We start from the raw sequence: 25,328 nt of genomic DNA on the forward strand, positions 1-25,328 counted from the left end.
GCGTCGAGCGGGACAGTGCCCGCCTCAGCCCTTCTTCGCCGGGGTCACGAGGTGGAACTTGATCTGGACGTCGTCGGCCACGACGGAAGTATCCTTCCATTCGCCGTCGCCGATGTTGAACGTGGTGCGCTTGATGGGCAGCACGCCGTCGAACACCTGGGCGGCGCCGTCCTGGCGGTACGTGGCCGGGACGGTCACGTCCACGGTCTTGCCCTTGATGGTCAGCTTGCCGGCCACTTCGTACTTGCCGGCCGCGCCGGCCTTGATGCTGGTCGACTGGAACACCGCCTTCGGATACTTGGCGGCGTCGAACCAGTCGCGGCCCTTGACCTCCTTGGTGGTCTCGGCGTCGCCGATCTCGAACGACGACACGTCGATCTCGACCTTGGCCGACGACGTGGCCAGCTTGGCCGGATCGAAGTCCAGCGTGGCGTCGAACTTCCTGAACTTGCCTTCCATCGGCACGCCGATCTGCTTGGCGGTGGCCGTGACCGTGCTCTTGGCGGCGTCGATCTGCGCCCAGGCAAGGTTGGCGGCCAGTGCGGTGGCTGCCAGGGTGGCCGCCACGATCATCGTGCCGGGACGGGTCATGCGTTTCATCTGAGACTCCAGTGGTGGCTGGCCATCGCGGCCGGTTGGTCAGGCGGAAAGCAGGCAAACGGTGCGCTGCCGCTCAGCGCAGGAACGGGATCATGCGGCCCAGCGTGCCATCGCGGTCCACGATCTGGTGCTTGACGGCCGCGGCCGCGTGCACCACGACGATGGCCGCCATGCTGTAGTTCAGCCAGATATGCACCTGCTTCAGGATGGGCTTGAGCGTGTCGCTGGCGTCGATCAGCGCCGGCAGTTTCCACAGACCCAGGTACACCACCGGCACGCCGGCGGCCGAGCTGTAGAGGTAGCCGGTGATCGGCACGATCAGGATCAGCAGATAGAGCAGATGGTGCGCGGCGGCGGCGGCGCGGGCCTGCCAGGCCGGCGTGCCGGGCGCCACGGGCGGCGCGACGTGGGTGGCGCGCCAGATCACGCGCAGCACGGCCACGGCGAAGATCGTCACGCCCAGCCACTTGTGCCACGAGAACAGCTTGAGCTTGGTCGGCGTCAGCCCCGGGATGCTGGTCATGTACAGGCCCAGGCCGAACGCCGCGAAGATGCCGAATGCAATCAGCCAGTGCAGCCCGATGGCGGTGGCGGTGTACTGCGCCTGGCCCCCCGGCCCGGTTCCTTGGTAGCCCATCTCGGTGAATCCCTTCGATCCTTGTTGTTGATGCGGTCTGCTGGCGTCGCAGCGCGGTCTCGTCCCGGACCGGTCCCTCACGCGCCAGCAATTCTCGCATTATTGAGTGAGCGGCAGCGGCTGGGAAGGGTCGAAGTTCATGAAGTTATTCAAATGATTTGATGTGGTGACGTGTCGCACCCTGCGCCCGGGAACCCACGCGATGCCAGGCCAGCCCGCGCAAACGAAAAGGGCCGACCCGAAGGTCAGCCCTGTTGTCTGGCCGCCACGGCAACCGTGGCGCGGCAAGACGGCGTCAGATGCGGTTGGCCAGTTCCACGGCCTTGCCGATGTAGCTGGCCGGCGTCATCGCCAGCAGCAGCTGCTTGGCATCGTCGGGAATCGCCAGGCCCTGGACGAACGTCTGCAGCGCCTCGCGCGAGATACCCTTGCCGCGCGTCAGCTCCTTGAGCTGCTCGTACGGGTTGGGCACGCCGAAGCGGCGCATCACGGTCTGCACCGGCTCGGCCAGCACTTCCCAGCAGTTGTCCAGGTCTTCGTCCAGGCGTTCCGGATTGGTTTCCAGCTTGCCCAGGCCGCGCAGGCAGGCCTCGTAGGCCAGCAGGCTGTAGCCGAATGCCACGCCCATGTTGCGCAGCACGGTGGAATCGGTCAGGTCGCGCTGCCAGCGCGAGACGGGCAGCTTTTCCGACAGGTGGCGCAGCACGGCGTTGGCCAGGCCCACGTTGCCTTCGGAGTTCTCGAAGTCGATCGGGTTGACCTTGTGCGGCATCGTCGAAGAGCCAATTTCGCCGGCCTTGGTCTTCTGCTTGAAGTAGCCCAGCGCGATGTAGCCCCAGACGTCGCGGTTCAGGTCCAGCAGGATCGTGTTGGCACGGGCAATGGCGTCGAACAGCTCGGCCATGTAGTCATGCGGTTCGATCTGGATCGTGTACGGGTTGAACGTCAGGCCCAGGCGCTGCTCGATCACCTGTTTCGAGAACGACTCCCAGTCGAACGACGGGTAGGCCGACAGGTGCGCGTTGTAGTTGCCCACCGCGCCGTTCATCTTGCCCAGCAGTTCCACCCGCTGCACGCGCTCGATGGCACGGGCCAGACGGGCCGCCACGTTGGCGATTTCCTTGCCCAGCGTGGTCGGGCTGGCCGGCTGGCCGTGGGTGCGCGACAGCATCGGCTGGGTGGCGTTGAGCTTGGCCAGTTCCACCAGGCGGCCGTGCACGCGCTGCAGTGCCGGCACGATCACGCCGTCGCGGGCGCCCTTGAGCATCATGCCGTGCGACGTGTTGTTGATGTCTTCCGACGTGCAGGCGAAGTGGATGAACTCGCTTGCCGCTTCCAGCTCGGCGTTGCCCTTGACCTGCTCCTTGAGCCAGTACTCCACGGCCTTCACGTCGTGGTTCGTGACCGCCTCGATCTCCTTGATGCGGGCGGCATCGGCCTCGGTGAAGTTGTCGACCAGGGCCTGCAGGCGGGCTTCGGAATCGGCCGAGAACTTCGGCACGTCGGGCAGGCCGGCCTGGGCCAGCGCGATCAGCCAGTTGACCTCGACCTTGACGCGGTTGCGCATGAAGGCCGCTTCCGACAGCCACTCGCGCAGCGCGTCGGCCTTGGCGGCATAACGGCCATCGATGGGAGACAGGGCGGTGAGCGGCGAAAGGGACGACGTGGACATGCTGGCAACCGGAGAAAAGAGGATTCGGGGGGCTTGTGCGGGGGCGCGGAAAAGCGGCGGATGCGCCGCCCGGCACTGCCGTGCAGAAGCCGACAGGCAGCCGATGCAAGACGGCCGCCGAACGCGCAACGCGGGATTTTACCATCGCCCCCGGCCCCGTGCGCGCTCGCGGCGCGCCGGCGTTGGGCAGCGTGCGCAAGCCCGCATTGGCGCCGCAATCCCGGCACTCCGCATGTATACTCGCGCTCGCTCATCCGTTAGCCTGTTATGAAGTCCATCGGGCACGCCGACGCGCCTGCCAGCGCCACCGTGCCACGAGCGCCGATGCACTTCATAACAAGCTCAAGGGGAGAACATGAAGCTGTATGCGTCCCACACCAGCCCGTACGCGCGCAAGGTGCGTGTGGTGCTGGCCGAGAAGAAGATCGACTACCAGATGATCGAGGAAAACGTCTGGTCGCCCGACACCACCATCGGTCAGTTCAATCCGCTCGGCAAGGTCCCGTGCCTGATCATGGAAGACGGCGGCGCGGTCTTCGATTCCCGCGTGATCGCGGAATATGCCGATACCCTGTCGCCCGTCAGCCGCCTGATCCCGCAGGGCGGCCGTGAACGCCTGGAAGTGCGCTGCTGGGAAGCACTGGCCGACGGCCTGCTGGACGCCGCGCTGCTGGTGCGGCTGGAAGTCACGCAGCGCGAACCGTCCGAACGCAGCGAAAGCTGGGTGGCCCGCCAGCGCGGCAAGATCGACGCCGCCCTGGCCGCCATGTCGAAGGGCCTGGCCGACAAGCCGTGGTGCACCGGCATCCACTACACGCTGGCCGACGTGGCCGTGGGCTGCGCGCTGGCCTACCTCGATTTCCGCTTCCCGGACATCGCCTGGCGCGACCAGTACGAGAACCTTGTCGCCTTCCAGGACAAGATCGAAAAGCGCCAGTCGTTCATCGACACCGCGCCGCCGCAGGGCTGACCGCCCCGCCGCACCATGAGAAAAGGGGCCGTCTGGCCCCTTTTTTCCATCGCAGCTACTGGATGATGCCCCCGCCCAGGCATATCTCGCCGTCGTACAGCACGGCCGACTGCCCGGGCGTCACGGCCCATTGCGCCTCGGGGAACGACAGACGCAGCGCATCGCCCTCCGCCTTCACCACCGTGCACGCCGAATCGCTCTGGCGATAGCGGGTCTTGGCGGCCATCGTCGCGCCGGCGGCGGGCGGCTCGCCGGCCACCCAGGACAGGTCCGCGGCATCCAGCTCCGGCTGGAGCAGCCACGGATGGTCGTGCCCCTGCACCACGTACAGCGTGTTGGCCGCCATGTCCTTGCGCGCCACGTACCACGCATCGCCGTTGCCATCCCGGCTGCCGCCCAGGCCGATGCCCTTGCGCTGGCCCAGCGTGTAGAACGCCAGGCCGATGTGTTCGCCGACGACCTTGCCTTCGTCGGTCAGCATCGGGCCCGGTCTGGTCGGCAGGTAGCGGTTCAGGAAGTCCCGGAACGGCCGTTCGCCGATGAAGCAGATGCCGGTCGAATCCTTCTTGCGCGCGTTCGGCAGGCCGATCTCGGCGGCAATCTCGCGCACGCGGGTCTTCGGCATCTCGCCCAGCGGGAACATGGTGCGCGACAACTGCGCCTGGTTCAGCCGGTGCAGGAAGTAGCTCTGGTCCTTGGTGTGGTCGAACGCCTTCAGCAGCTCGAACCTGCCGCTGGCGGCCTGGCGCACGCGCGCGTAGTGGCCCGTGGCGATCAGGTCGGCGCCCAGCGACATCGCGTGGTCCAGGAACGCCTTGAACTTGATCTCGGCGTTGCACAGCACGTCGGGGTTCGGCGTGCGGCCGGCCGAGTACTCGCGCAGGAAATCGGCGAACACGCGGTCCTTGTATTCGGCGGCAAAGTTCACGGCCTCCACATCCACGCCGATCACGTCGGCCACGGACGCCACGTCCAGCCAGTCCTGCCGCGTGGAGCAGTACTCGCTGTCGTCGTCATCCTCCCAGTTCTTCATGAACAGGCCGATGACCTCGTAGCCCTGCTGCTTGAGCAGCCATGCCGTGACCGACGAATCGACGCCGCCCGACATGCCCACCACTACCCGCTTGCCGCTCACGATGCCACCTCCGGCGCCGCGCCCGTGGCCGTGGCGGCCGGCGTGGCGATGGCCGTGGGATGCGCATGCAGCACATCGAGCGCAAAGCGCTTGCCGGCCAGGTAGTCGTCGACCACGACCATCACCAGCGGCGAGCGGTGCTGGCTGGCGCACGCGCGGATTTCCTCGGCGGTCATCCAGACCGTGCGGACGATGCCGGTATCGAGCTGCCGGCCGGCGTCGAGCGCGCCCAGGTCGCCCGTGAAGGCAAAGCGGATGTAGGTGGTGTCGCCGCCGTCGCGCGACGAGCGGCCCCGACTCATGTAGCAGCCGATCAGCGCGCGCGGCTCGAACGTGTGGGCCGTCTCTTCGAGCGTTTCGCGGATCACGGCGCGCACCAGGCTCTCGCCCGGTTCCAAGTGGCCGGCCGGCTGGTTGAAGCGCAGGCCGTCCGCCGTTTCTTCTTCCACCAGCAGGAAGCGGCCGCCCCGTTCGATCACGGCCGCAACCGTGACGCTGGCATTCCATTCACGTGACATGATGCACATTTTTTAAGCAATCCGGCATTCTACCGGTTGCCGTCGGAACGTGCATGGCCGGACGGGCTCAGGCGGCCGCGGCGTCGACCATTGGCGGCAACTGGGCCAGTACCGCGTCGATCTGGGCGACCAGGGCCTGCGACGCCGGCATCAGCGGCCGGCGCACCTCGGCCGTGGTCAGGCCGATCCGCTGCAGCGCGGCCTTGACCGGCGCGGGATTGGGCTCGGCAAACATCAGCGCGATCAGCGGCGACAACTGCTCGAACAGCGCGCGGGCCGCCGCCTCGCGCCCGCCGCGCGCATCGTGCAGCAGGCGCACGAACAGGTCCGGCCGCACATGGGCCGCCGCCGGCACGATGCCCTGCCCACCCCGCAGCAGGTGGTCGAGCATCGACGCGTCGTCGCCACAGAACACGTCGATGCGGTCCTGCAGCGCCAGCGTGCGCAGGCCCGACGGCTCGCACTCCTTGATCGCGACGATCTGGGGATGGGCGGCCAGCCGCCACGCCAGATCGGGCGAGATCGTGCAGCCGGTGCGGCGCGGCACGTTGTAGAGCATCAGCGGCTTGCCGGTGCGCGCGGCCACGCTGCGCAGGTGCCAGGCGATGCCTTCGTCGGACACGCGCAGGTAGTACGGCGGCGGCACCAGGAATCCGCCCAGCGGCAGGCGGTCCAGGCGGCGCACCTGCTCGCACACCGCGTGCGTGGCCACGCCGCCGACGCCGGCCATCACCGGCAGCCGGCCCCCGGCTGCCTCGCACACGGCGGCGGCCAGCATGAAGCGCTCGGCATCGGTCAGCAGGCCGCCCTCGCCCGTCGTGCCGAGCACGATCAGGCCGTCCACGCCGGCGGCGGCGTAGTGGGCCGCCAGCCGCTGCGCGGCGTCGAGGTCGATCTGGTCGTCGCGCAGCGGCGTCACCATCGGCAGCCAGAGCCCGTCCGCGATGGCGCCGCGCCGGGCGTCAGTGCGTGCCATGGTCGTCCCCGAGGATCGACGCCACGCCGAACTGGGCCGCCGGCAGCGCCTGCATGATCGCGTGCATGGCGGCGTCGCGCTCGGCGCGTTCCACCTCCACATGCAGCGTGGTCTCGCCATGGCGATGATCGACCTCGACCACGTAGATGCGCGCCATGCCCCCGATGGCCCGATGCAGCGTCTGGCGCAGCGCGAACACCTGCGCGGAAGACACGGCCAGGCGCAGGCGGATCCATGCCTCCTGGGGCACGGCGCGGCGCCGCGGGACCGAGGCAAACGCCACGGCGAGACTCGATGACTGTCGCATGAAGCGCGGACCCGCGCGGGGCGGGTCGTCTGTTGGAGATGGGTTCATGCTAGGGAGACCGGCGTCAATTTGATGCAGCGTTTGGGCCGGCGGGCATCAACAACGCATCAAAATGGCCGGCCGGCGCGGGTCAGAACGTCTTGGTGATCGACGCAAACGCGGTGGCCTTGCCCAGGTAGCGTCCGCGCGTGTTGGTGTACGCGGTGCGGCTGGCATTGGTGTCGAGATAGGCCACGGCCAGCGCGAACCCGTTGCCCAGGTCCTTCGTCACGCCGATCTTCCAGTCGGTGTAGGACGCGTCGCCAAAGTGCCGCACGCCCTGGTAGCCGACGTGGGCGTTCAGCGTCAGGCCCCAGACGTTCAGCGGCACGTTGGCGGTCAGGTCGACGTAGTAGCTGTTGCGGCTGTCGGCAAACCCGAACAGGTTGGTCAGCGCGTGCGAGTACTTCAGCGACAGCGGGCCCCAGCCCACGCCGGCATAGATTTCGGTCGTGTACGGGCGCGTGGCCGTGTAGCCGCCCGGGTAGTAGTACTCCAGCACGCCGACGTCGTAGCTGATGTCCTGCCCGCCGAGCCGGACCGCGTTGCGGAAGCCGCCGTAGAAGTCCATCTCGACCGGCGCCGAGACCGATGCGTCGGCATCGCCCAGCCAGCTGATGCTGGAATTCCAGTTGCCCAGATAGAAGCCGCTGGCATGGGCGTAGTCGAAGCCGCCCTGCACGGCCGGCCGCAGGTTGGTCTGGCTGATGCCGCGGTAGCGATAGTCGGATACCACGGACACGTTGGCGGTGAAGCTGTGCGGCGACGCGGGCGCGGCGGCGTCGGCCGCATCGGCGGGCGCCTGCTGGGCGAAGGCTTGGGAAAACGGTGCGGCAAGCAGGATGGCGGCGGCCAGCGTGGCCGGCGCCGAGGTCATCAGGCGGGTTGCGATCATGAGTGGGAATCGTGGAAAAGGACGCCTCGAATGAGACGTTGGCGCCACGATACGCAGCCGGCCGTCAAATCGGCATCAAGATTGGCGGCCTCGCTGAAGCCTTCCGATAAAGACGACTCGCGGCGTCAATTCGATGTGCATCAAAAGCGCCATTTCATGAGCCGCAAAAATAAGTCGCGCCCCCCGCAAAAACACTGACCGCCCGGTCACCATCGAACGTAAGTTTCGGGTAAGCTGCGCAAAAATTGGTGCAGTCTTTTGCATTGCACCAACGGGCGAGGACGTTGGCCCGACCACGATTACGAACGACGCCAGACAGGAGAAATTGACGATGCATATCGGTATCCCGCTCGAGACGCGGGCAGGTGAGACGCGTGTCGCCGCCACCCCGGAGACCGTCAAGAAGTATGTCGCCCAGGGCCATCAGGTTACGGTGCAGGCGGGCGCAGGGGTACGCGCCAGCATTCCCGATGCGGCATTCGAGGCGGCCGGCGCCCGTATCGGCGGCCCGGCCGACGCGCTGGGTGCCGAACTCGTCCTCAAGGTCCGCGCCCCCGACGACGCCGAACGCGCCCAGTTCAGGCCCGGCGCGGTGCTGGTGGGCATGCTCAACCCGTTCGATATCGAGAACAACGCCCGCATGGCCAGCGCCGCGATCACCGCGTTCGCGCTGGAAGCCGCGCCGCGCACCACGCGCGCGCAGAGCATGGACGTGCTGTCGTCGCAGGCCAACATCGCCGGCTACAAGGCCGTGCTGGTGGCCGCCCATCATTACCAGCGCTTCATGCCGATGCTGATGACCGCCGCGGGCACCGTCAAGGCGGCGCGCGTGCTGATCCTGGGCGCCGGCGTGGCCGGGCTGCAGGCCATCGCCACGGCCAAGCGGCTGGGCGCCGTGATCGAGGCGTCAGACGTGCGCCCGGCCGTGAAGGAGCAGATCGAATCGCTGGGCGCCAAGTTCCTGGACGTGCCGTTCGTGACCGACGAGGAGCGCGAGATTGCCCAGGGCGTGGGTGGCTACGCCCGCCCGATGCCGCCCGACTGGATGCGCCGCCAGGCCGAACTCGTGCACCAGCGCGCCATCCAGGCCGACATCGTCATCACCACCGCGCTGATCCCGGGCCGCCGGGCCCCCGTGCTGCTGGCCGAGGACACCGTCAAGCAGATGAAACCCGGCTCGGTCGTGGTGGACCTGGCCGCCGCGCAAGGCGGCAACTGCCCGCTGACCGTGGCCGACGAGGTGGTGGAACGCCATGGCGTGACGCTGATCGGTCACACCAACCTGGCCAGCATGGTGGCCGCCGATGCGTCGGCACTCTACGCGCGCAACGTGCTGGACTTCCTGAAGCTGATCGTCGACAAGGACGGCCGCTACACGCTGAACCTGGAAGACGACATCGTCGCCGCCTGTCTGATGTGCAAGGACGGCCAAGTCGTCAGGCAGCAGGCCGCCTGACATCCCGCCCCAACAGTGTCCGTGACGCGGCCCGAGCCGGCCGCGCCACGGCGGCCGCATCCCGGCGTGCCCGATCCCGCAGTGCTGAAACTTGCAGTTCCCTGGACAGCCGGGCGCACCGCAGCGCAAGTATTCAAAAGCAACGGAGGAGAAGTCGATGGAGATGGTGAACCACACGGTGATCAACCTGATCATCTTCGTGCTGGCAATCTACGTGGGGTACCACGTGGTGTGGACGGTCACGCCCGCGCTGCACACCCCGCTGATGGCCGTGACCAATGCGATCTCGGCCATCATCATCGTCGGCGCCATGCTGGCGGCCGGCCTGACCGAAGGCGGCGTGGGCCGCGTGATGGGCACGCTGGCCGTGGCGCTGGCCGCGGTGAACGTGTTCGGGGGCTTCCTGGTAACCCAGCGCATGCTGGAGATGTTCAAGAAGAAGGAGCCGCGCGCCAAGGCCGGCGCTGAAGCCGCCAGGGAGGGTGCGTGATGGAAGCCATCAGCATGAACCTCGTGACGCTGCTGTACCTGGTGGCGTCGGTCTGCTTCATCCAGGCGCTCAAGGGCCTGTCGCACCCGGCATCGGCCCGCAAGGGCAATGCGTTCGGCATGATCGGCATGGCGGTGGCCGTGGTGACCACGCTGGTGCTGATCGTCAAGCTCAAGAACGAGTTCCTGGCGGTGGGCGCGGCGCAGTCGTCGGTCGGCACCGGGCTGGCGCTGATCTTCGGCGCGCTGGTGGTGGGCGGCGGCATTGGCGCCTACGTGGCGCGCAAGGTCGAGATGACCAAGATGCCCGAGCTGGTGGCGGCCATGCACTCGCTGATCGGCCTGGCGGCGGTGTTCATCGCCGTGGCGGCCGTGGCGGAGCCGGCGGCGTTCGGCATCACGCCGGCCGGGTCGCACGCGATTCCGGTGGGCAACCGCATCGAACTGTTCATCGGGTGCTTTGTCGGGGCCATCACGTTCTCTGGCTCGGTCATCGCGTTCGGCAAGCTGTCCGGCCGCTACAAGTTCCGGCTGTTCCAGGGCGCCCCGGTGGTGTTTGCCGGCCAGCACTGGCTGAACCTGCTGCTGGCCATCGCCATGATCGGCTTCGGCATCATCTTCTTCCTGTCGCAGGCGTGGCTGCCGTTCCTGATCATGCTGGCCATCGCGTTCGTGCTGGGCGTGCTGATCATCATCCCGATCGGCGGCGCCGACATGCCCGTGGTGGTGTCGATGCTGAACTCGTACTCGGGCTGGGCGGCGGCGGGCATCGGCTTCTCGCTGAACAATCCCATGCTGATCATCGCCGGCTCGCTCGTGGGGTCGTCGGGTGCCATCCTGTCGTACATCATGTGCAAGGCGATGAACCGGTCGTTCTTCAACGTGATCCTGGGCGGCTTTGGCGCCGACGCCTCGGCCGGCGCAGCCGCCGGAGAGCAGGCGCAGCGCAACGTGAAGTCCGGCTCAGCCGACGACGCCGCGTTCGTGATGAGCAACGCCGAGACGGTCATCATCGTGCCCGGCTACGGCCTGGCCGTGGCCCGCGCGCAGCATGCACTGAAGGAGTTGACGGAGAAGCTCACCGAGCACGGCGTGACCGTGAAGTACGCGATCCACCCCGTGGCGGGCCGCATGCCGGGGCACATGAACGTGCTGCTGGCCGAGGCCGAGGTGCCGTACGACCAGGTCTTCGAGATGGAGGACATCAACAGCGAATTCGGGCAGGCCGACGTGGTGCTGGTGCTGGGCGCCAACGACGTGGTCAACCCGGCCGCCAAGACCGATCCGAAATCGCCCATCGCCGGCATGCCGATCCTGGAAGCGTACAAGGCCAAGACCATCATCGTGAACAAGCGCTCGATGGCGGCCGGCTACGCGGGCCTGGACAACGAGCTGTTCTACATGGACAAGACCATGATGGTGTTCGGCGACGCCAAGAAGGTGGTGGAAGACATGTTCAAGGCCGTCGACTAATCTGCCGTTAATCTTCGCGACCGTCACGGTGCCATTCTGGCCGCGTGAATAAAGCAACGCGCAGACCTGTCATCAACGAAATCGAACGACTGCGGCCAGCAACCAACGCTGGCCGCGTCCTTTTTGGCCGTCGGGTTGCGCGCGCAGGCTCAGGCGCTATACTGGCTTGCCCCGTTCTTTTTCCCCTGCGGCAGCGGCCAGATTCGATCGCACCATGACCTTCCCCGCGCATGACCGGAACCTGTCGGTTTTCCATCACCCCGTCCTGACGGTGCTGGTGGACGATAGCAAATCGTTTATCGACAGCCTGGCTTTCCAGATGGATGCATCGCGCGCGGTGGTCAGCTTCACCGATCCGCGCGACGCGCTGGCGTGGATTCGCGATGCCTATGCCACGCGGCACCCCGCCTTCCTGCCCGTGCGCGTGACGCACGACGACCTGACCTTCCTGTCCGAGCGCCGCACGGTGCAGCTGGACGTCGACCGCATCCACCGCCAGATCCATGACGTCCACCGCTTTCTGCAGCCGGGCGTGATCGTGGTGGATTACTCGATGCCGCAGATGGACGGCCTGGAGTTCTGCCAGGCGCTGGAAGACCTGCCGTGCAAGACCATCCTGCTGACCGGCACGGCCGACGAGAACATCGCCGTGCAGGGCTTCAACCACGGGCTGATCGACCGCTACGTGAAGAAGCACGACCCCAACATGGTGGCGCGCCTGAACGACGAGATCGACGCGCTGCAGCAGCAGTACTTCGCGGCCATCTCGCGCACGCTGCGCGACCTGCTGACCCGCCATTCGTACGCGTTCCTGTCGGACCCGGTCATGGCCGACCGCGTGCGCCAGACGGCGGCGCGCTACGGCTTTGTCGAGTTCTACCTGTTCCCCAACCCGGTGGGCATGCTGCTGCTGACCGCGCAGGGCCACGCCACGCTGATGGTCATCGAGACCCGCGCCGGGCTGATGAGCCAGGTGGAATCGGCCGAAGCCTACGAGGCCCCGGCAGCGCTGATCGAGGGGCTGCGCGAGGGCCGCATCGTGCCGTTCTTCTGGCCCGGCAACGGCATGTACACGCCGGCCTGCGTCGACTGGGAACAGTACTGCCTGCCCGCCGAACGCTGCGAGGGCAACGAGGAATACTTCTACGCGCTGTTCGACCTGCCGCGCCACATGCTGGAGGAGCCGGTGGTCAGCCTGCAGAGCTTCCTGTCGGAATTCTCGCGCAACGCCGATGCCATGACTGGGCGGAACAAGCTGGCTTGAGCTTCGGAGCTTCGGAGCTTCGGAGCTTCGGAGCTTTGGGCCTCGCGCCGGCCTTACTCCTTCCTGCCTGCCTCCCGATTCCCCCCGCGCACCATGTCGAACCGGAACAGCCGGCATTCGATATTGCCGTTGAACAGCGGCGTGCGGCGCGATTCCTTGAGGCGCAGGCGCTTGGGAAAGCCCAGGTCGCCCGTGAACACCCAGGCCTGCCAGCCGGCAAAATGCTGCTTCAGCGTCGTGGCAAACGCGCTGGCGAACTGGTTGGCGGCGGCCTCCTCGGCTTCGTCGCGCGGGGCGTCCATGGGCGCGTCGCGGCGGCTGCCGCGCACCGCGATCCGCTCGCCGTAGGGCGGATTCATCATCAGCAGGCCAGCCTCGGCAAACGGTGGCTGCACGAAGCGCGCGTCCACCTGCTTGAGCTGCGCGTCGCCCGGCAGCCCGGCGCGCTGCCAGTTGGCATCGGCCATCGACAGCATGTCCGTCGAGATGTCCGAACCGGCGATCTGCAGCGTGGCGCTACGGCTCGCGGCCGACTCGCGGGCGCGCTGGGCGTCGGCGCGCAGCGCCTGCCAGGCCTTCGTGTCGGCGCCCTTGAGCCATTCGAACGCGAACGTGCGACCCACGCCCGGCGCGATGCCCAGCGCCACCTGCGCCGCTTCCACCAGGAACGTGCCGCTGCCGCACATCGGGTCGAAGAACGGCCGGCTGGTGTTGCCCGGCGTCCAGCCAGCCAGCCGCAGGATGCCGGCCGCCAGGTTTTCCTTGAGCGGCGCCTCGCCCTTCTCCATGCGCCAGCCGCGCTTGAACAGCGGCTCGCCGGTGGTGTCCAGGTAGAGCGTGCAGTCGGTCTCGCTCAGGTGCGCGTAGATGCGGACGTCGGGGCTGACCGTGTCGACGCTGGGCCGGGCGCCCAGCCGCTCGCGCATTGCGTCGCAGACGCCGTCCTTGACCCGCAGCGCCGTGAAATTCAGGCTGCGCAGCGGCGACTTGTGCGACGTGATATCGATCCGCAGGCTCTCGTCGGGCGAGAACCACTGCTCCCAGCGCTGCTGCCGCGCCAGCGTGTAGATGTCGTCCTCGTGCCGGTAGCCGCGCTGCGCCACGCGCAGCAGCACGCGGCTGGCGATGCGCGAATGCAGGTTGACCGCATAGGCGGCCGACATGCCGCCCGAGAAGCTCACGCCGCCCGGCAACTCGCGGTGCACCTCGAACGGTGCCGCGGCCGCCACGGCCGGATACTGCGCGATCTCGCGCAGCTCCTCGGCCAGTGCCGATTCGAGGCCACGCGGGCAGGGAGCAAAGAAGGCTTGGGTCATGGCGAGGGATTCCTGAAAACAAAAACGTCCGCGACGGCGGACGGGTCAAGCGGGGGTCCGGGTGCCGATCAGCCTGCCGCGAGCGCGCGGTCCAGGAAATCGAGCCGGTCCTGGCCCCAGTACGGCTGGCCGTCATGGATGAACCACGGCGCGCCGAACACGTTGGCCGAGATCGCGTCTTGGGTATTCTGGGCGTAGGCCGCCTGCACGGCCTGCGCCTCGCTGGCCTTCAGCAGGCCGGCGCCGTCCAGCCCGTTCTCGTCGGCGATCTGTGCCAGCGTGGCCGCGTCGGCGATGTTGCGCTGCTCGGCCCAGACCGCGCGCGTGATGGCGCCGGTCAGCGTCAGCGCGCGCGCCGTGCCATGGGCAAGCTGTGCCGCGATGATCAGCCGCGCGGCGGCATCGCCGGACACCGGGAAGAACGTCGGATGCAGGTTCAGCGGGATGTCCAGGAAGCGGCTCCAGCGCTCCAGTTCCACCAGCCGGTACGCCTGGCGCTGCGGCGGACGCTGGGCCAGCGGCAGCCCGCCGGACACCGAGAACACGCGGCCCAGGTCCGCCGGCTTCAGCAGCACCTGCGCCTGGTGGCGGTTGGCGATCTCCATGAAGCGGGCGTGGCCCAGGTAGACGAACGGTGACTGGGGCGCCAGGAAATACTCGACCTGCTTGCTCATCACGACCTCATCGAAAACAGTTGGGATCCGACAGATTAGAACGGCTTTACGACAACCAGAATCACGATGGCCAGCAACACCAGCACCGGCAGCTCGTTGAACCAGCGGTAGAACGTGTGCGACCGGGCATTGGCGCCACGCTCGAACTTGCGCAGCAGCACGCCGCAGCCGTGGTGATAGCCGATCAGCACCAGCACCAGCGCCAGCTTGGCATGCATCCAGCCCTGCCCCGTGCCGCGCCCGATGCCGTAGCCCAGGTAGAGCCACAGCCCGAACACCACCGCCGGCACGGCCAGCATGGTCATGAAGCGGAACAGCTTGCGCGCCATCAGCAGCAGCCGCTGCACGGCGGCCGGCTCGGTCTCCATCGCCAGGTTGACGAAGATGCGCGGCAGGTAGAACAGCCCCGCGAACCACGACACGACAAACAGGATATGGAAGGCTTTGACCCAGAGCATCTACGTTCCCCGCCGTTGATCAGGTGCGCACTTCGCCGTGGCCGAAGACCACGTACTTCAGCGACGTCAGCCCTTCCAGCCCCACCGGGCCGCGGGCGTGCAGCTTGTCGTTCGAAATGCCGATCTCGGCGCCCAGGCCGTACTCGAAGCCGTCGGCAAAGCGCGTGGACGCGTTGATCATCACGCTGGCCGAATCCACCTCGCGCAGGAAGCGCATGCCGGTGCTGTAGTTCTCGGTGATGATCGAGTCGGTGTGGGCCGAGCCGTAGGTGTTGATGTGAGCGATGGCGGCGTCCAGGCCGTCCACGGTGCGGATGGCCAGCACCGGCGCCAGGTATTCGGTGTGCCAGTCCTGCTCGGTGGCGTCCACCAGGTTCGTGAACCCGGCCGCCTCCAGCGTGGCGCGGGTGTCGGCGCAGACGCGCAGTTCCACGCCCTTGTCCTGGTAGATGCGGCACAGCGGCGGCAGCACGGCCGGGGCGATGCGGCGCGACACCAGCAGCGTCTCCATCGTGTTGCAGGGCGCGTAGCGCTGGGTCTTGGCGTTGTCGCAGACGCGCACGGCCTTTTCCACGTCGGCATCGTCGTCGACGTAGACGTGGCAGATGCCGTCCAGGTGCTTGATCATCGGCACGCGGCCTTCCTCGATCAGGCGCGCGATCAGGCTCTTGCCACCGCGCGGCACGATCACGTCCACGTACTCGGTCATCGTTATCAGCCGGCCCACGGCGGCGCGGTCGGTGGTCTCGATGACCTGCACGGCCTCGGCCGGCAGCCCGGCGCTGGCCAGCCCCTCGGCCACCAGCGCGGCCAGCGCCGTGTTCGATTCGATGGCTTCGGACCCGCCGCGCAGGATCGTGGCGTTGCCCGACTTCAGGCACAGCGCCGCGGCGTCGATCGTCACGTTCGGGCGCGACTCGTAGATGATGCCGATCACGCCCAGCGGCACGCGCATCTGGCCCACCTGGATGCCGGTGGGGCGAAACTTCATGTTGCTGATCTCGCCGATCGGGTCCGGCAGCGCGGCAATCTGCTCCAGCCCGGCGGCCATCGTGTCGATCGCCTTGTCGGACAGCGTCAGGCGGTCCACGAACGCGGCGTCCTGGCCGTTGGCGCGGGCGCGCTCCACGTCGCGCGCGTTGATGGCCTTGAGCTTGCCGGCGTCGCGGCGGATGGCGGCGGCAATCGTCAGCAGCGCGCGGTTCTTGTCGGCCGTGGAGGCCCGCGCCATGGCGCGCGACGCCGCGCGGGCCTGCTGGCCGACGCGGGACATGTAAGCGTGGAGATCGAACTCGGTCATGATGGTGTCCGGGCCGTGCCCGGTCTGCTGTGGGTGCCGCGATGTCGAGGCGCCGGCGCGGCTGCCGGCTGTGTTCGGTTTGGCTGGCGTGGCCGGCGCGTCAGGCTGGCCGCGCGATCCGCAGCGCCAGTTGCAGCAGCCCGTCCCATGGTTCGGCCGGCAGGCTGCCCGCCGCGCCACCCGCGCCTGGCAGGTCCGACAGGCCCTTGACCTGCCGGTCCAGCCGCGCGGCCATGGCCAGCGCGGCCTCCAGCTGCGGCATCGACAGCCGCTGCGCGGCCTGCGGCACCAGCCGTTCGCGCGGGCCCCAGACGCGCAGCTCGCGCATCAGCACGCCCGCCGGCTTGCCGGCCGCCAGCCCTTGCCGGACCTTGGATAATACGCGAATTTCCTCGGTCAGCGCCCACAGCACCAGCACCGTGGCCTCGCCCTCGCCGCGCAGCCCTTCGAGCATCCGGGTCAGGCGCGGCACGTCGCCGCCCAGCATGGCCTCAGACAGCTTGAAGACGTCGTAGCGGGCCACGTTCAGCACCGCGTCGTGCACTGCATCGAAGGTCAGCACGCCCGGCGGGTACAACAGGCCGAGCTTCTGGATTTCCTGGTGCGCGGCCAGCAGGTTGCCTTCCACCTTGTCGGCGATGAACTGCAGCGCACGCCGGCCGGCCTCGCCCGGCTCCACCCGCTGCTGCTGCAGCGCCAGCCGGTCGCCCACCCAGGCCGGCAACCGCGTGCGGTCCACCGCGTCGACCTTGATCGACACGCCGGCCGATTCCAGCGCCTGGAACCAGGCCGACTTGGACGCGGCGAAGTCCAGCCGCGGCAGCGTCACCAGCATCACCACGTCGGGCGACGGCTGGGCCGCCACGGCCCGCAGCGCCTCGCCGCCGTCCTTGCCGGGCTTGCCCGACGGCACGCGCAGTTCCACGATCTTGCGGTCGCCGAACAGCGACATCGACTGCTGGGCCTCGGTCAGCTGGCTCCAGTGGAACCCGCGTTCGGCCACCAGCACCTCGCGCTCGGTGTAGCCGGCCTCGCGCGCGGCGCGGCGCAGGCGGTCCACCGCCTCCAGCACCAGCAGGTGCTCGTCGCCATGCACCACGTAGAGCGGCGCCAGGCCCCTGGCCTGGGCCTGCCTCAGGTGGCCTTCGAGTCCGTCGAGCTTGAGCTGCATCCCGGCCCTGGCCGCCTCAGATCGTCTTGACCGCGGCCAGCCGGCGCATCAGTTGCTGCACGATGTCCTTCTGCATGTCGCGGTAGAGCTGCTGCTCTTCGTACGTCTTGGCCAGCGTGTTGGCTTCGTTGTAGGTCAGGTCGCGCGTCAGCAGCAGCGTGGACGGCGCGATCAGTTCCTTGCCGGCCGCGTCGCGCAGCCGGAAGGTGAAGCGCTGCGTCAGCCGGTATTCGCGCACCACGCCCTGGGCCGTGATCGACAGGATCGAGCGGTACTGCGCGTCCTGCAGCACGTCCAGCAGCGCGTCGGCCTGCGCCTGGTCCTCGACGATCAGCGTGTCGGAGCCGTTGCGGATGTTGCGGCGCAGGTCCGCGCCCATCAGCGAATTGGCCGGCAGCCCGATGTAGAGCTTCTTGAACGCGAAGTCCGCGCTGCCGCGCATGTGAAAGCCGCAACCGGCCAGCAGGCCGGCCGCCACCGTCGCCGCACCGAGGGCGAGAAATCCGCGGCGTCCCATGTCCGGTCGATCCATTGCCATGTCTTCCTGGTTAAGGGGTCTCAGAGCACCACGTTGACGAGCCGGCCCGGCACGACCACGATCTTCTTGGGCGCGCCGCCGTTGGCAAACTTCGCCACGATGTCGCTGCCGGCGGCCGCGGCCTCGATGGCGGCGCGGTCGGCGTCGGCCGGCACCGTCAGGCTGCCCCGGACCTTGCCGTTGACCTGCAGCACCAGTTCGATCTCGCTGCGCACCAGCGCGGCCTCGTCCACCTGCGGCCAGGCGGCGTCGAGGATGTCGCCGGCCTCGGCCGCGTAGCCCAGCTCGGCCCACAGGCCGTGGGCGATGTGCGGCACCACCGGGTACAGCACGCGCAGCAGGATGCTGAAGCCCTCGCGGCGCGCGGCCGGCGACGCGCCCTTGGCGTCTTCCAGCGCGTTCAGCATCTTCATCGTGGCCGACACGACGGTGTTGTACTGGATCCGCTCGTAGTCGTAGTTGGCCTGCTTGAGCACCGTATGCAACTCGCGGCGCAGGTCGGCATCGGCGGCGGCCGGCTGGCTGCCCGCGCCGTCGCGGATTGCCGCGGCGTTGGCGTAGCCATAGTTCCACACGCGGCGCAGGAAGCGCGACGCGCCTTCCACGCCCGATCCGCTCCATTCAAGCTGCTGCTCGGGCGGCGCGGCGAACATCACGAACAGGCGCGCGGTGTCGGCGCCGTACTGGTCGATCAGGGCCTGCGGGTCGATGCCGTTGTTCTTGGACTTCGACATCTTCTCGACCCCGCCGATCACCACCGGCTGGCCGTCGGCCTGCAGCGTGGCGCCGGACGGGCGGCCGCGCTCGTCGGTCTGCACGTCGACCTCGGCCGGGTTGTACCAGGTCTTCTTGCCGCTGGCGTCCTCGCGGAAGTACGTCTCGTTGAGCACCATGCCCTGCGTCAGCAGGTTGGTGAACGGCTCGTCGAACTTGACCAGGCCCAGGTCGCGCATGACCTTGGTCCAGAAGCGCGCGTACAGCAGGTGCAGGATTGCGTGCTCGATGCCGCCGATGTACTGGTCCATCGGCATCCAGTAGTCGTTGCGGGCATCGACCATCGTGGCGGCGTCCGGGCACGTGTAGCGCATGTAGTACCAGCACGAGTCGATGAACGTGTCCATCGTGTCGGTCTCGCGGCGCGCCGGCTTGCCGCACGACGGGCAGGTGCATTCCAGGAAGCGTGCGTCCTTGTTCAGCGGGTTGCCCGTGCCGTCCGGCACCAGGTCTTCGGGCAGCACCACGGGCAGGTCCTGCTCGGGCACCGGCACCACGCCGCAGGCGTCGCAGTGGATCAGCGGGATCGGCGTGCCCCAGTAGCGCTGGCGCGAGATGCCCCAGTCGCGCAGGCGCCAGGTCACCTTCTTCTCGCCCAGGCCCTTGGCGGCCAGGTCCGCGGCGATGGCGTCCACGGCCGCCTTGTAGGCCAGGCCGTCGTACTTGCCGCTGTCGATGCAGACGCCCTGCTCCTTGTCGCCGTACCACTCCTGCCAGGCGTCGGTCGAATACGGCTGGCCCTTGACGTCGATGACCTGGCGGATCGGCAGGCCGTACTTGTTGGCAAACGCGAAGTCGCGCTCGTCGTGCGCCGGCACGCCCATGACCGCGCCGTCGCCGTAGCTCATCAGCACGTAGTTGCCCACCCAGACGTCCACCTGCTGGCCGGTCAGCGGGTGCGTGACCTGCAGGCCGGTGGGCATGCCCTTCTTCTCCATGGTCGCCATGTCGGCTTCCATGACCGAGCCGTGCTTGCATTCGTCGATGAAGGCAGCCAGTTCGGGGTTGGTGGCGGCGGCGTGCGTGGCCAGCGGGTGCTCGGCGGCCACGGCGCAGAACGTCACGCCCATGATCGTGTCGGCGCGCGTGGTGAACACGTAGAGCTTGCCGTCCTGGATCGGCTGGCCGGCGGCGTCGCGGATGTCATGCGGGAACGCAAAGCGCACGCCCTCGCTGCGGCCGATCCAGTTCTGCTGCATGATCTTGACGCGCTCGGGCCAGCCCAGGCCGTCCAGGTCGCCCAGCAGTTCCTGCGCGTAGTCGGTGATGCGCAGGTAGTACATCGGGATCTCGCGCTTTTCCACCACGGCGCCCGATCGCCAGCCACGGCCGTCGATCACCTGCTCGTTGGCCAGCACGGTCTGGTCCACCGGGTCCCAGTTCACGGTGCCGGTCTTGCGGTAGGCAATGCCGCGCTCCAGCATCTTCAGGAACAGCCACTGGTTCCAGCGGTAGTAGTCGGGGCTGCACGTGGCCACCTCGCGCGACCAGTCGATCGCCAGGCCCATCGACTGCATCTGCTTCTTCATGTAAGCGATGTTGTCGTAGGTCCAGGCGGCCGGCGCCACCTTGTTGTTCAGCGCGGCGTTCTCGGCGGGCATGCCGAACGCGTCCCAGCCCATCGGCATCAGCACGTTGCGGCCGTTCATGCGCAGGTAGCGCGCCATCACGTCGTTGATCGTGTAGTTGCGCACGTGGCCCATGTGCAGCTTGCCCGACGGGTACGGCAGCATCGAGCAGGCGTAGAACTTGGCTTTTTCCTTGCCGTCCGGTCCGACCGCGTGCTCCGATACCCGGTAGGCATCGATGGCTTGCCAATGCTGCTGGGCGGCTTGTTCAACGGCGGACGGAAGATATTTGTCTTGCATGGTCGGGACGACGGGTCTGGACAACGGGCTCGCGCGGCAACGGGCGCGCCGGGCGGCCGGGGGGATCGGAATGCGAAAGCAGCGATTATAACCGTGGCCGGCCCCGAATCCGGGCCGCCACGGGGCGCTGCAAGTCTGCGGAAAGCCGGCGCCTGGCCGCCCCGAGGCGGCGCGCCGGACGGATTACTTCAGGCCCAGCACGTCCTGCATGTCGAACATGCCGGCCGGCTTGTCCGCGAGGAAGCGGGCGGCACGCACGGCACCATCGGCATACGACTGGCGGCTCGACGACTTGTGGCTGATCTCGATCCGCTCGCCGATGCCGGCGAACATCACGGTGTGATCGCCGACGATGTCACCGCCGCGCACCGTGGCAAAGCCGATGCTGTTGGCGTCGCGCGGACCCGTGTGGCCTTCGCGGGCATAGACGGCGCAGTCGTCAAGGTTGCGACCGAGTGCATTGGCAATCACTTCACCCATCGTCAGCGCGGTGCCGGACGGAGCATCGACCTTGTGGCGATGGTGCGCCTCGATGACCTCGATGTCGTAGCCGGTGGACAGCAGCCGGGCGGCCACGTCGAGCAGCTTGAACGTGGCATTCACGCCCACGCTGAAGTTTGACGCGAACACCACGCCGATGGACTTGGCGGCGTCGGCCAGCGCCTGCTTGCCCGCCGCGTCGAAGCCCGTGGTGCCGACGACGATCTTCTTGCCCAGCCGGCGGGCCGCCTCCAGGTGCACGAGCGTGCCTTCCGGGCGTGTGAAGTCGATCAGGCAGTCGGCGGCGGCCATGACGGCGTCGATGTCGGCCGTGATCGGCAGCCCGGTGTTGCGGCCCAGGAACAGCCCGGCGTCCTGGCCCAGCGCGGGCGAGGCGGCATGTTCGAGCGCCCCGGCCAGCGTCACGCCGTCGGTGTTCAGCACGGTTTCGATCAGCATGCGGCCCATGCGGCCGGAAGCCCCTGCGATGGCGATTTTCATGATGGGTATCGGGGAGACGGACGCCCGGCGGATCTGCCGGGCGCGGGGTGCGATGAGATGCCGGCCGGAACGGGCCGGCGGCCGTGGCCGGTCAGCTGGCCGGTTTGTCCTGGGCGGCGCTGGTGGCCGGGGCCTGAGCGGCTGGCTCGGACGCCGGCGGCGTGCCCACCGCCGCATCGGCAGCCGGGGTCGCCGGTGCAGCCGGGGCCGCCTGGGCGGCGGATGCGGCCGGGGCGGACGAAGAGGACGACGAGGACGACGACCCGACACCGATCTTCTGGTTGCGCTGGGCGGCCTTCATGCCGTCGATTTCGGCGATCAGTTCGTATTCCGACGGCAGGTCGTCACCCTGCCACTTGGTCAGCGTGTCGCCATCGAAGAACACCGTGAACTTGCGCGACTGGACCACCGGCGTGGCGCCCCGGCGGAACGAGAAGTAGTAGTCCCAGCGGTTGCCGTGGAACACGTCCTGCAGCAGCGGCGTGCCCAGCAGGAAGCGCACCTGGTCGCGCGTCATGCCTTCGCGCAGTTGCGCCGCCGCCTCGCGCGAGACGAAGTTGCCCTGGACGATGTTGATGCGATAAGGCGTGATGGCTTCTGCCACCTTGCGCGACGTGCTGTCGTAGGCCGAGCAGGCACCGGCCAGCAGCGCGGCGGCCAGCAGGGATGAAACCAGCGCCGGGCGCATGGCGGACGAACGGAATGAACGCATGTATCTCGCTTCCAGACGGGAATGGTTCTGTGCCGGAACCGGCGCACCGCGCGAGAGCGGCGGCGTCCGGCACGGCCAGGCGCATCGCGGGTACGCCACCCTGCGGGCGGCGTCCGGGCGCCATGGCACCGGGGCGACTTTTGTCGCCAAAACCCTTATGATTCAACTATCCAGACATTGTACTCTAGGGAGTCACGCCCATGCCGAGTCCGGCGGACCTCAAAAACATCGGCCTCAAGGCGACCGTCCCCCGCCTGAAGATTCTTGAAATCTTCCAGACCAGCGAACAGCGCCATCTCAGCGCGGAAGACGTCTACCGGATCCTGCTCAACGAGCATATGGATATCGGCCTCGCCACGGTCTATCGCGTCCTGACCCAGTTCGAACAGGCGGGCCTGCTGTCCCGCAACAACTTCGAATCGGGCAAGGCCATCTTCGAACTCAACGAAGGCAAGCACCACGACCACCTGGTGTGCCTGGACTGCGGTCGTGTCGAGGAATTCTTCGACGGCGACATCGAGCAGCGCCAGCAGAGCATCGCGCGCGAGCGCGGCTTCGCCTTGCAGGAACATGCGTTGTCGCTGTACGGCAACTGCACCAAGAACGACTGTCCCCACCGACCCAAACGATAAGCCGCGCCGGCACTGCCCTATGCCAGGCCGAGCCCGCAGACAAAGGAAAACCGGCGCCGAGGCGCCGGTTTTTTCATGGTCCAGGCCGTCCGCCGGCGGGTTATTCCTGCGGCAGGTCGTCCGGCGCGGCTTCGGTCACCACGCGCAGGTTGCGCACGGTGGAAGCCGGCGGCAGCCCCACGAACTCGCCGACGACCTGGCGGAACAGGTTGCGGGCCCAGACCAGCATCGGATGGGTATTGCGGCTGCGGTGCCAGAACATGTTCAGGCCCAGCGTCGTATTGAGCTCGGCCGGCAGCGGGAACGCCTTGAGGCCGTAGGTCTCGCACGCCATGTCCTTGGTCAGCGCGCTGACGGTGAAGATCATGTCGGTCTGGGCGGCCAGTTCGGCCTGGGCGCGCCAGGAATGGACGGTCAGCGTGGCATTGCGCTTGAGGCCGCGCTGCTGCAGCGCGTAGTCCAGCGGGATCAGCGCCGTGGCCGGCCGGCCCGTGCCGCCCGAGTGCGCCATGAAGATATGGCTGCAGTCGAGATACTGTTCCAGCGTGCAATCGTTCTTCAGGACCGGATGGTTCTTGCGTGCGCAAACCCAGAGGTTCAACGACGTGACCATTTCCTCGACGATTTCCGGGTGGCGCGTGGGAAATGGCGAAAATGCCAGGTCGAGTTCGTTGGCGCGCATCGACGCCACGTCACTTTCCCACGAATGCGACTCCACCAGCCGGATATGCAGGTCGGGCGCCAGTTGCTTGATACGCAGCACGAAGCGGTTGAAGACCGTATCGCCCAGTTCGGCCGCAAAGCCGATGCTCAGCGTGCCGGTGGCGACGGCCGGATCGAAATTGTCGGCGTCGCCCTCGTTGATCGACGACCAGAGGTCCAGCATGTCGCGGATCTTCGGGCCGAGTTCGAGCGCGCGGGGCGTCGGTGTCAGGCCGTGCGGCACACGGATAAAAAGAGGGTCGTCGAAGATTTCGCGCAGGCGGCCAAGCGAGTGCGAGACGGCAGGCGCCGTCATGTGCATTTTCTCGGCCACATAAGTGGCGTTTCGCTTGCTCAGCAGCTCGGTGAAAATCACCAGCAGCTTGGTATCCACGTTCACCATGATCAGGCCCGGTTGGAAAGTCTCACGCGTCGACGGCCCACCACTTTCACTGGCTGCACATCAGATTTCAACAGATTCTTCCGAGTGTAAGAGAAAAAATCGGCAGCGGAAAGCAAATTCAGCATTTCTCGCACTACTTCAAATGCAGATAAGCGGATTTTTGACGACTTCGGGACAGATAATGTCAAAAAACCACGGCATCACGCGCCGACGGCCCGCCATATTGATCGATGTGGGCCGATTCCTGCCTTGCGCAGACGCATATTCTTAAGAATTTTCGGGTTTTTTAATAGCTCCCGGCCGCCAGCGCCCACAAAAAAACGCGCCCGAAGGCGCGTTTTCCGTGAAGCGGGGTCGATTCGGCCGATTACTTGGCCACGACGCGTGCCATTTCCAGGCACTTGTTCGAATAACCCCACTCGTTGTCGTACCAGCTCACGACCTTGATGAACGTGCCGTCCAGCGCGATACCGGCTTCGGCGTCGAAAATCGAGGTGCGCGCGTCGCCGCGGAAGTCCGTGGCCACGACCTTGTCTTCCGTGTAGCCCAGCACGCCCTTCAGCGCGCCCTGGCTCTGGGCCTTCATCTCGGCGCAGATTTCCTCGTACTTGGCCGGCTTTTCCAGCTCGACGGTCAGGTCGACCACCGACACATCCGAGGTCGGCACGCGGAACGACATGCCGGTCAGCTTCTTGTTCAACTGCGGAATCACCACGCCCACGGCCTTGGCGGCGCCGGTCGACGACGGGATGATGTTTTCCAGGATGCCGCGGCCACCGCGCCAGTCCTTGTTCGACGGGCCGTCGACGGTCTTCTGCGTCGCCGTGGCGGCGTGCACGGTCGTCATCAGGCCGCGCTTGATGCCCCACTTGTCGTTCAGCACCTTGGCCACCGGGGCCAGGCAGTTCGTGGTGCAGCTGGCGTTCGAGATGATCGCCTCGCCCTTGTACGAGTCGTGGTTCACGCCGTACACGAACATCGGGGTGTCGTCCTTCGACGGGGCCGACATGATCACCTTCTTGGCGCCCGCGTCGATGTGCTTCTGCGCGCCTTCCTTGGTCAGGAAGATGCCGGTCGACTCGATCACCACGTCCACGCCAGCCTCGCCCCACTTCAGCTCGGCCGGATCCTTGACGGCGGTCAGGCGAATCTTCTTGCCGTTCACGACCAGCGTGTTGCCGTCCACCGACACTTCGCCGTCGAAGCGGCCATGCACCGAGTCGTACTGGAGCATGTAGGCCAGGTAGTCCGGTTCGAGCAGGTCGTTGATGGCGACGACTTCCACGTCCTTGAAGTTCGCCACGGCGGCGCGGAACACCATGCGTCCGATGCGGCCGAAGCCGTTGATGCCGATCTTGATGGTCATGT

Annotated in this window: 25 protein-coding genes; 6 read left to right on the top strand and 19 right to left on the bottom strand. The window is 67.3% G+C overall.

The genetic code is table 11. The features are described from left to right. Positions 1-24: 24 nt before the first annotated feature. The 3 genes from QTN24_RS03450 to purB form a co-directional block, all read right to left on the bottom strand. Positions 25-600, bottom strand: a complete 576-nt coding sequence (locus QTN24_RS03450; protein ID WP_313835304.1) for a YceI family protein — start codon at positions 598-600, stop codon at positions 25-27. Between the two features lie 73 nt (positions 601-673). Next, on the bottom strand, positions 674-1,237 hold the full coding sequence (locus QTN24_RS03455) for a cytochrome b (RefSeq protein ID WP_313835305.1): 564 nt from the start codon (positions 1,235-1,237) through the stop codon (positions 674-676). Positions 1,238-1,532: 295 nt separating this feature from the next. Beyond that, positions 1,533-2,909: an adenylosuccinate lyase gene (purB, locus tag QTN24_RS03460; protein WP_313835306.1), complete on the bottom strand. Its 1,377-nt coding sequence runs from the start codon at positions 2,907-2,909 to the stop codon at positions 1,533-1,535. A gap of 355 nt (positions 2,910-3,264) precedes the next feature. Between purB and QTN24_RS03465 the strand changes: the two genes are divergently transcribed. Further along, on the top strand, positions 3,265-3,879 hold the full coding sequence (locus QTN24_RS03465; protein WP_124683298.1) for a glutathione S-transferase C-terminal domain-containing protein: 615 nt from the start codon (positions 3,265-3,267) through the stop codon (positions 3,877-3,879). 55 nt (positions 3,880-3,934) lie between these two features. On the opposite strand, the gene mnmA is transcribed toward QTN24_RS03465, so the two are convergent. The 5 genes from mnmA to QTN24_RS03490 all read right to left on the bottom strand — a co-directional run bounded on the left by mnmA (position 3,935) and on the right by QTN24_RS03490 (position 7,749). Continuing rightward, entirely contained in the window at positions 3,935-5,014 is a 1,080-nt protein-coding gene (gene mnmA / locus QTN24_RS03470) for a tRNA 2-thiouridine(34) synthase MnmA (RefSeq protein WP_313835307.1), read from the bottom strand. Then, entirely contained in the window at positions 5,011-5,541 is a 531-nt protein-coding gene (locus QTN24_RS03475; RefSeq protein WP_124683296.1) for an NUDIX hydrolase, read from the bottom strand. Before QTN24_RS03475 ends, mnmA begins: the two co-directional genes overlap by 4 nt. 58 nt (positions 5,542-5,599) lie before the next feature. After that, positions 5,600-6,508 carry a 4-hydroxy-tetrahydrodipicolinate synthase gene (gene dapA, locus QTN24_RS03480; RefSeq protein WP_313835308.1) on the bottom strand — a complete coding sequence of 303 codons (909 nt, stop codon included), beginning with the start codon at positions 6,506-6,508 and terminating at the stop codon, positions 5,600-5,602. After that, positions 6,495-6,758 (bottom strand): hypothetical protein, encoded by a 264-nt coding sequence (locus QTN24_RS03485; protein ID WP_253699999.1) that lies wholly within the window; start codon positions 6,756-6,758, stop codon positions 6,495-6,497. The genes dapA and QTN24_RS03485 overlap by 14 nt, the downstream gene beginning before the upstream one ends. A 187-nt stretch (positions 6,759-6,945) precedes the next feature. After that, a complete protein-coding gene (locus QTN24_RS03490) occupies positions 6,946-7,749 on the bottom strand; it encodes a TorF family putative porin (RefSeq protein WP_313835309.1) in 804 nt (267 codons plus the stop codon). Between the two features lie 331 nt (positions 7,750-8,080). Here QTN24_RS03490 and QTN24_RS03495 point away from each other — a divergent pair, with 331 nt between their 5' ends. From QTN24_RS03495 to QTN24_RS03510, 4 genes are all read left to right on the top strand, one after another. Next, a complete protein-coding gene (locus QTN24_RS03495; RefSeq protein ID WP_124683292.1) occupies positions 8,081-9,205 on the top strand; it encodes a Re/Si-specific NAD(P)(+) transhydrogenase subunit alpha in 1,125 nt (374 codons plus the stop codon). A gap of 157 nt (positions 9,206-9,362) precedes the next feature. Beyond that, on the top strand, positions 9,363-9,695 hold the full coding sequence (locus QTN24_RS03500; protein WP_124683291.1) for an NAD(P) transhydrogenase subunit alpha: 333 nt from the start codon (positions 9,363-9,365) through the stop codon (positions 9,693-9,695). Then, positions 9,695-11,167 (top strand): NAD(P)(+) transhydrogenase (Re/Si-specific) subunit beta, encoded by a 1,473-nt coding sequence (locus QTN24_RS03505; protein ID WP_409558969.1) that lies wholly within the window; start codon positions 9,695-9,697, stop codon positions 11,165-11,167. The genes QTN24_RS03500 and QTN24_RS03505 overlap by 1 nt, the downstream gene beginning before the upstream one ends. Before the next feature lie 214 nt (positions 11,168-11,381). Further along, on the top strand, positions 11,382-12,431 hold the full coding sequence (locus QTN24_RS03510; RefSeq protein ID WP_313835310.1) for a two-component system response regulator: 1,050 nt from the start codon (positions 11,382-11,384) through the stop codon (positions 12,429-12,431). 53 nt (positions 12,432-12,484) lie between these two features. Here the strand turns inward: QTN24_RS03510 and QTN24_RS03515 are convergent, their stop codons facing one another. The 9 genes from QTN24_RS03515 to QTN24_RS03555 all read right to left on the bottom strand — a co-directional run bounded on the left by QTN24_RS03515 (position 12,485) and on the right by QTN24_RS03555 (position 22,223). Continuing rightward, the gene (locus tag QTN24_RS03515) at positions 12,485-13,747 is read right to left on the bottom strand and encodes a class I SAM-dependent RNA methyltransferase (protein WP_313835311.1); all 1,263 of its coding nucleotides are present in this window, start codon (positions 13,745-13,747) and stop codon (positions 12,485-12,487) included. 68 nt (positions 13,748-13,815) lie between these two features. Further along, on the bottom strand, positions 13,816-14,421 hold the full coding sequence (locus QTN24_RS03520; RefSeq protein WP_313835312.1) for a 2-hydroxychromene-2-carboxylate isomerase: 606 nt from the start codon (positions 14,419-14,421) through the stop codon (positions 13,816-13,818). A gap of 35 nt (positions 14,422-14,456) precedes the next feature. Further along, a complete protein-coding gene (locus tag QTN24_RS03525) occupies positions 14,457-14,879 on the bottom strand; it encodes a CopD family protein (RefSeq protein WP_313835313.1) in 423 nt (140 codons plus the stop codon). 19 nt (positions 14,880-14,898) lie between these two features. Next, positions 14,899-16,179 (bottom strand): glutamate-5-semialdehyde dehydrogenase, encoded by a 1,281-nt coding sequence (locus QTN24_RS03530; protein ID WP_313835314.1) that lies wholly within the window; start codon positions 16,177-16,179, stop codon positions 14,899-14,901. Between the two features lie 100 nt (positions 16,180-16,279). Then, on the bottom strand, positions 16,280-17,350 hold the full coding sequence (holA, locus tag QTN24_RS03535) for a DNA polymerase III subunit delta (RefSeq protein WP_313835315.1): 1,071 nt from the start codon (positions 17,348-17,350) through the stop codon (positions 16,280-16,282). Between the two features lie 16 nt (positions 17,351-17,366). Further along, positions 17,367-17,882 (bottom strand): LPS assembly lipoprotein LptE, encoded by a 516-nt coding sequence (lptE, locus tag QTN24_RS03540; protein WP_124685036.1) that lies wholly within the window; start codon positions 17,880-17,882, stop codon positions 17,367-17,369. Between the two features lie 26 nt (positions 17,883-17,908). Next, the gene (gene leuS / locus QTN24_RS03545) at positions 17,909-20,530 is read right to left on the bottom strand and encodes a leucine--tRNA ligase (RefSeq protein ID WP_313835316.1); all 2,622 of its coding nucleotides are present in this window, start codon (positions 20,528-20,530) and stop codon (positions 17,909-17,911) included. Positions 20,531-20,713: 183 nt separating this feature from the next. Then, positions 20,714-21,511, bottom strand: a complete 798-nt coding sequence (gene dapB, locus QTN24_RS03550; RefSeq protein ID WP_313835317.1) for a 4-hydroxy-tetrahydrodipicolinate reductase — start codon at positions 21,509-21,511, stop codon at positions 20,714-20,716. A gap of 91 nt (positions 21,512-21,602) precedes the next feature. Then, on the bottom strand, positions 21,603-22,223 hold the full coding sequence (locus QTN24_RS03555) for an outer membrane protein assembly factor BamE (RefSeq protein ID WP_124683281.1): 621 nt from the start codon (positions 22,221-22,223) through the stop codon (positions 21,603-21,605). Positions 22,224-22,423: 200 nt separating this feature from the next. Here QTN24_RS03555 and fur point away from each other — a divergent pair, with 200 nt between their 5' ends. Further along, entirely contained in the window at positions 22,424-22,855 is a 432-nt protein-coding gene (gene fur / locus QTN24_RS03560) for a ferric iron uptake transcriptional regulator (RefSeq protein WP_066732268.1), read from the top strand. Between the two features lie 100 nt (positions 22,856-22,955). On the opposite strand, the gene QTN24_RS03565 is transcribed toward fur, so the two are convergent. Both QTN24_RS03565 and gap read right to left on the bottom strand, forming a co-directional pair. Continuing rightward, complete coding sequence (locus QTN24_RS03565) at positions 22,956-23,960, bottom strand: LysR family transcriptional regulator (RefSeq protein ID WP_313835318.1); 1,005 nt, start codon at positions 23,958-23,960, stop codon at positions 22,956-22,958. Between the two features lie 367 nt (positions 23,961-24,327). Next, positions 24,328-25,326: a type I glyceraldehyde-3-phosphate dehydrogenase gene (gene gap, locus QTN24_RS03570; RefSeq protein WP_124683279.1), complete on the bottom strand. Its 999-nt coding sequence runs from the start codon at positions 25,324-25,326 to the stop codon at positions 24,328-24,330. Positions 25,327-25,328 lie beyond the last annotated feature (2 nt).

It is taken from the genome of Cupriavidus sp. SZY C1, assembly GCF_032190535.1.
GTDB classification, from domain to species: domain Bacteria; phylum Pseudomonadota; class Gammaproteobacteria; order Burkholderiales; family Burkholderiaceae; genus Cupriavidus; species Cupriavidus pauculus_C.

Excerpts from the sequence above, each read along its gene's own strand:
- QTN24_RS03450 (WP_313835304.1), bottom strand. The coding sequence starts at position 600 with ATGAAACGCATGACCCGTCCCGGCACGATGATCGTGGCGGCCACCCTG.
- QTN24_RS03455 (WP_313835305.1), bottom strand. The coding sequence starts at position 1,237 with ATGGGCTACCAAGGAACCGGGCCGGGGGGCCAGGCGCAGTACACCGCC.
- purB (WP_313835306.1), bottom strand. The coding sequence starts at position 2,909 with ATGTCCACGTCGTCCCTTTCGCCGCTCACCGCCCTGTCTCCCATCGAT.
- QTN24_RS03465 (WP_124683298.1), top strand. The coding sequence starts at position 3,265 with ATGAAGCTGTATGCGTCCCACACCAGCCCGTACGCGCGCAAGGTGCGT.
- QTN24_RS03475 (WP_124683296.1), bottom strand. The coding sequence starts at position 5,541 with ATGTGCATCATGTCACGTGAATGGAATGCCAGCGTCACGGTTGCGGCC.
- dapA (WP_313835308.1), bottom strand. The coding sequence starts at position 6,508 with ATGGCACGCACTGACGCCCGGCGCGGCGCCATCGCGGACGGGCTCTGG.
- QTN24_RS03490 (WP_313835309.1), bottom strand. The coding sequence starts at position 7,749 with ATGATCGCAACCCGCCTGATGACCTCGGCGCCGGCCACGCTGGCCGCC.
- QTN24_RS03495 (WP_124683292.1), top strand. The coding sequence starts at position 8,081 with ATGCATATCGGTATCCCGCTCGAGACGCGGGCAGGTGAGACGCGTGTC.
- QTN24_RS03500 (WP_124683291.1), top strand. The coding sequence starts at position 9,363 with ATGGAGATGGTGAACCACACGGTGATCAACCTGATCATCTTCGTGCTG.
- QTN24_RS03505 (WP_409558969.1), top strand. The coding sequence starts at position 9,695 with ATGGAAGCCATCAGCATGAACCTCGTGACGCTGCTGTACCTGGTGGCG.
- QTN24_RS03510 (WP_313835310.1), top strand. The coding sequence starts at position 11,382 with ATGACCTTCCCCGCGCATGACCGGAACCTGTCGGTTTTCCATCACCCC.
- QTN24_RS03515 (WP_313835311.1), bottom strand. The coding sequence starts at position 13,747 with ATGACCCAAGCCTTCTTTGCTCCCTGCCCGCGTGGCCTCGAATCGGCA.
- QTN24_RS03520 (WP_313835312.1), bottom strand. The coding sequence starts at position 14,421 with ATGAGCAAGCAGGTCGAGTATTTCCTGGCGCCCCAGTCACCGTTCGTC.
- QTN24_RS03525 (WP_313835313.1), bottom strand. The coding sequence starts at position 14,879 with ATGCTCTGGGTCAAAGCCTTCCATATCCTGTTTGTCGTGTCGTGGTTC.
- QTN24_RS03530 (WP_313835314.1), bottom strand. The coding sequence starts at position 16,179 with ATGACCGAGTTCGATCTCCACGCTTACATGTCCCGCGTCGGCCAGCAG.
- holA (WP_313835315.1), bottom strand. The coding sequence starts at position 17,350 with ATGCAGCTCAAGCTCGACGGACTCGAAGGCCACCTGAGGCAGGCCCAG.
- lptE (WP_124685036.1), bottom strand. The coding sequence starts at position 17,882 with ATGGATCGACCGGACATGGGACGCCGCGGATTTCTCGCCCTCGGTGCG.
- leuS (WP_313835316.1), bottom strand. The coding sequence starts at position 20,530 with ATGCAAGACAAATATCTTCCGTCCGCCGTTGAACAAGCCGCCCAGCAG.
- dapB (WP_313835317.1), bottom strand. The coding sequence starts at position 21,511 with ATGAAAATCGCCATCGCAGGGGCTTCCGGCCGCATGGGCCGCATGCTG.
- QTN24_RS03555 (WP_124683281.1), bottom strand. The coding sequence starts at position 22,223 with ATGCGTTCATTCCGTTCGTCCGCCATGCGCCCGGCGCTGGTTTCATCC.
- fur (WP_066732268.1), top strand. The coding sequence starts at position 22,424 with ATGCCGAGTCCGGCGGACCTCAAAAACATCGGCCTCAAGGCGACCGTC.
- QTN24_RS03565 (WP_313835318.1), bottom strand. The coding sequence starts at position 23,960 with ATGGTGAACGTGGATACCAAGCTGCTGGTGATTTTCACCGAGCTGCTG.
- gap (WP_124683279.1), bottom strand. The coding sequence starts at position 25,326 with ATGACCATCAAGATCGGCATCAACGGCTTCGGCCGCATCGGACGCATG.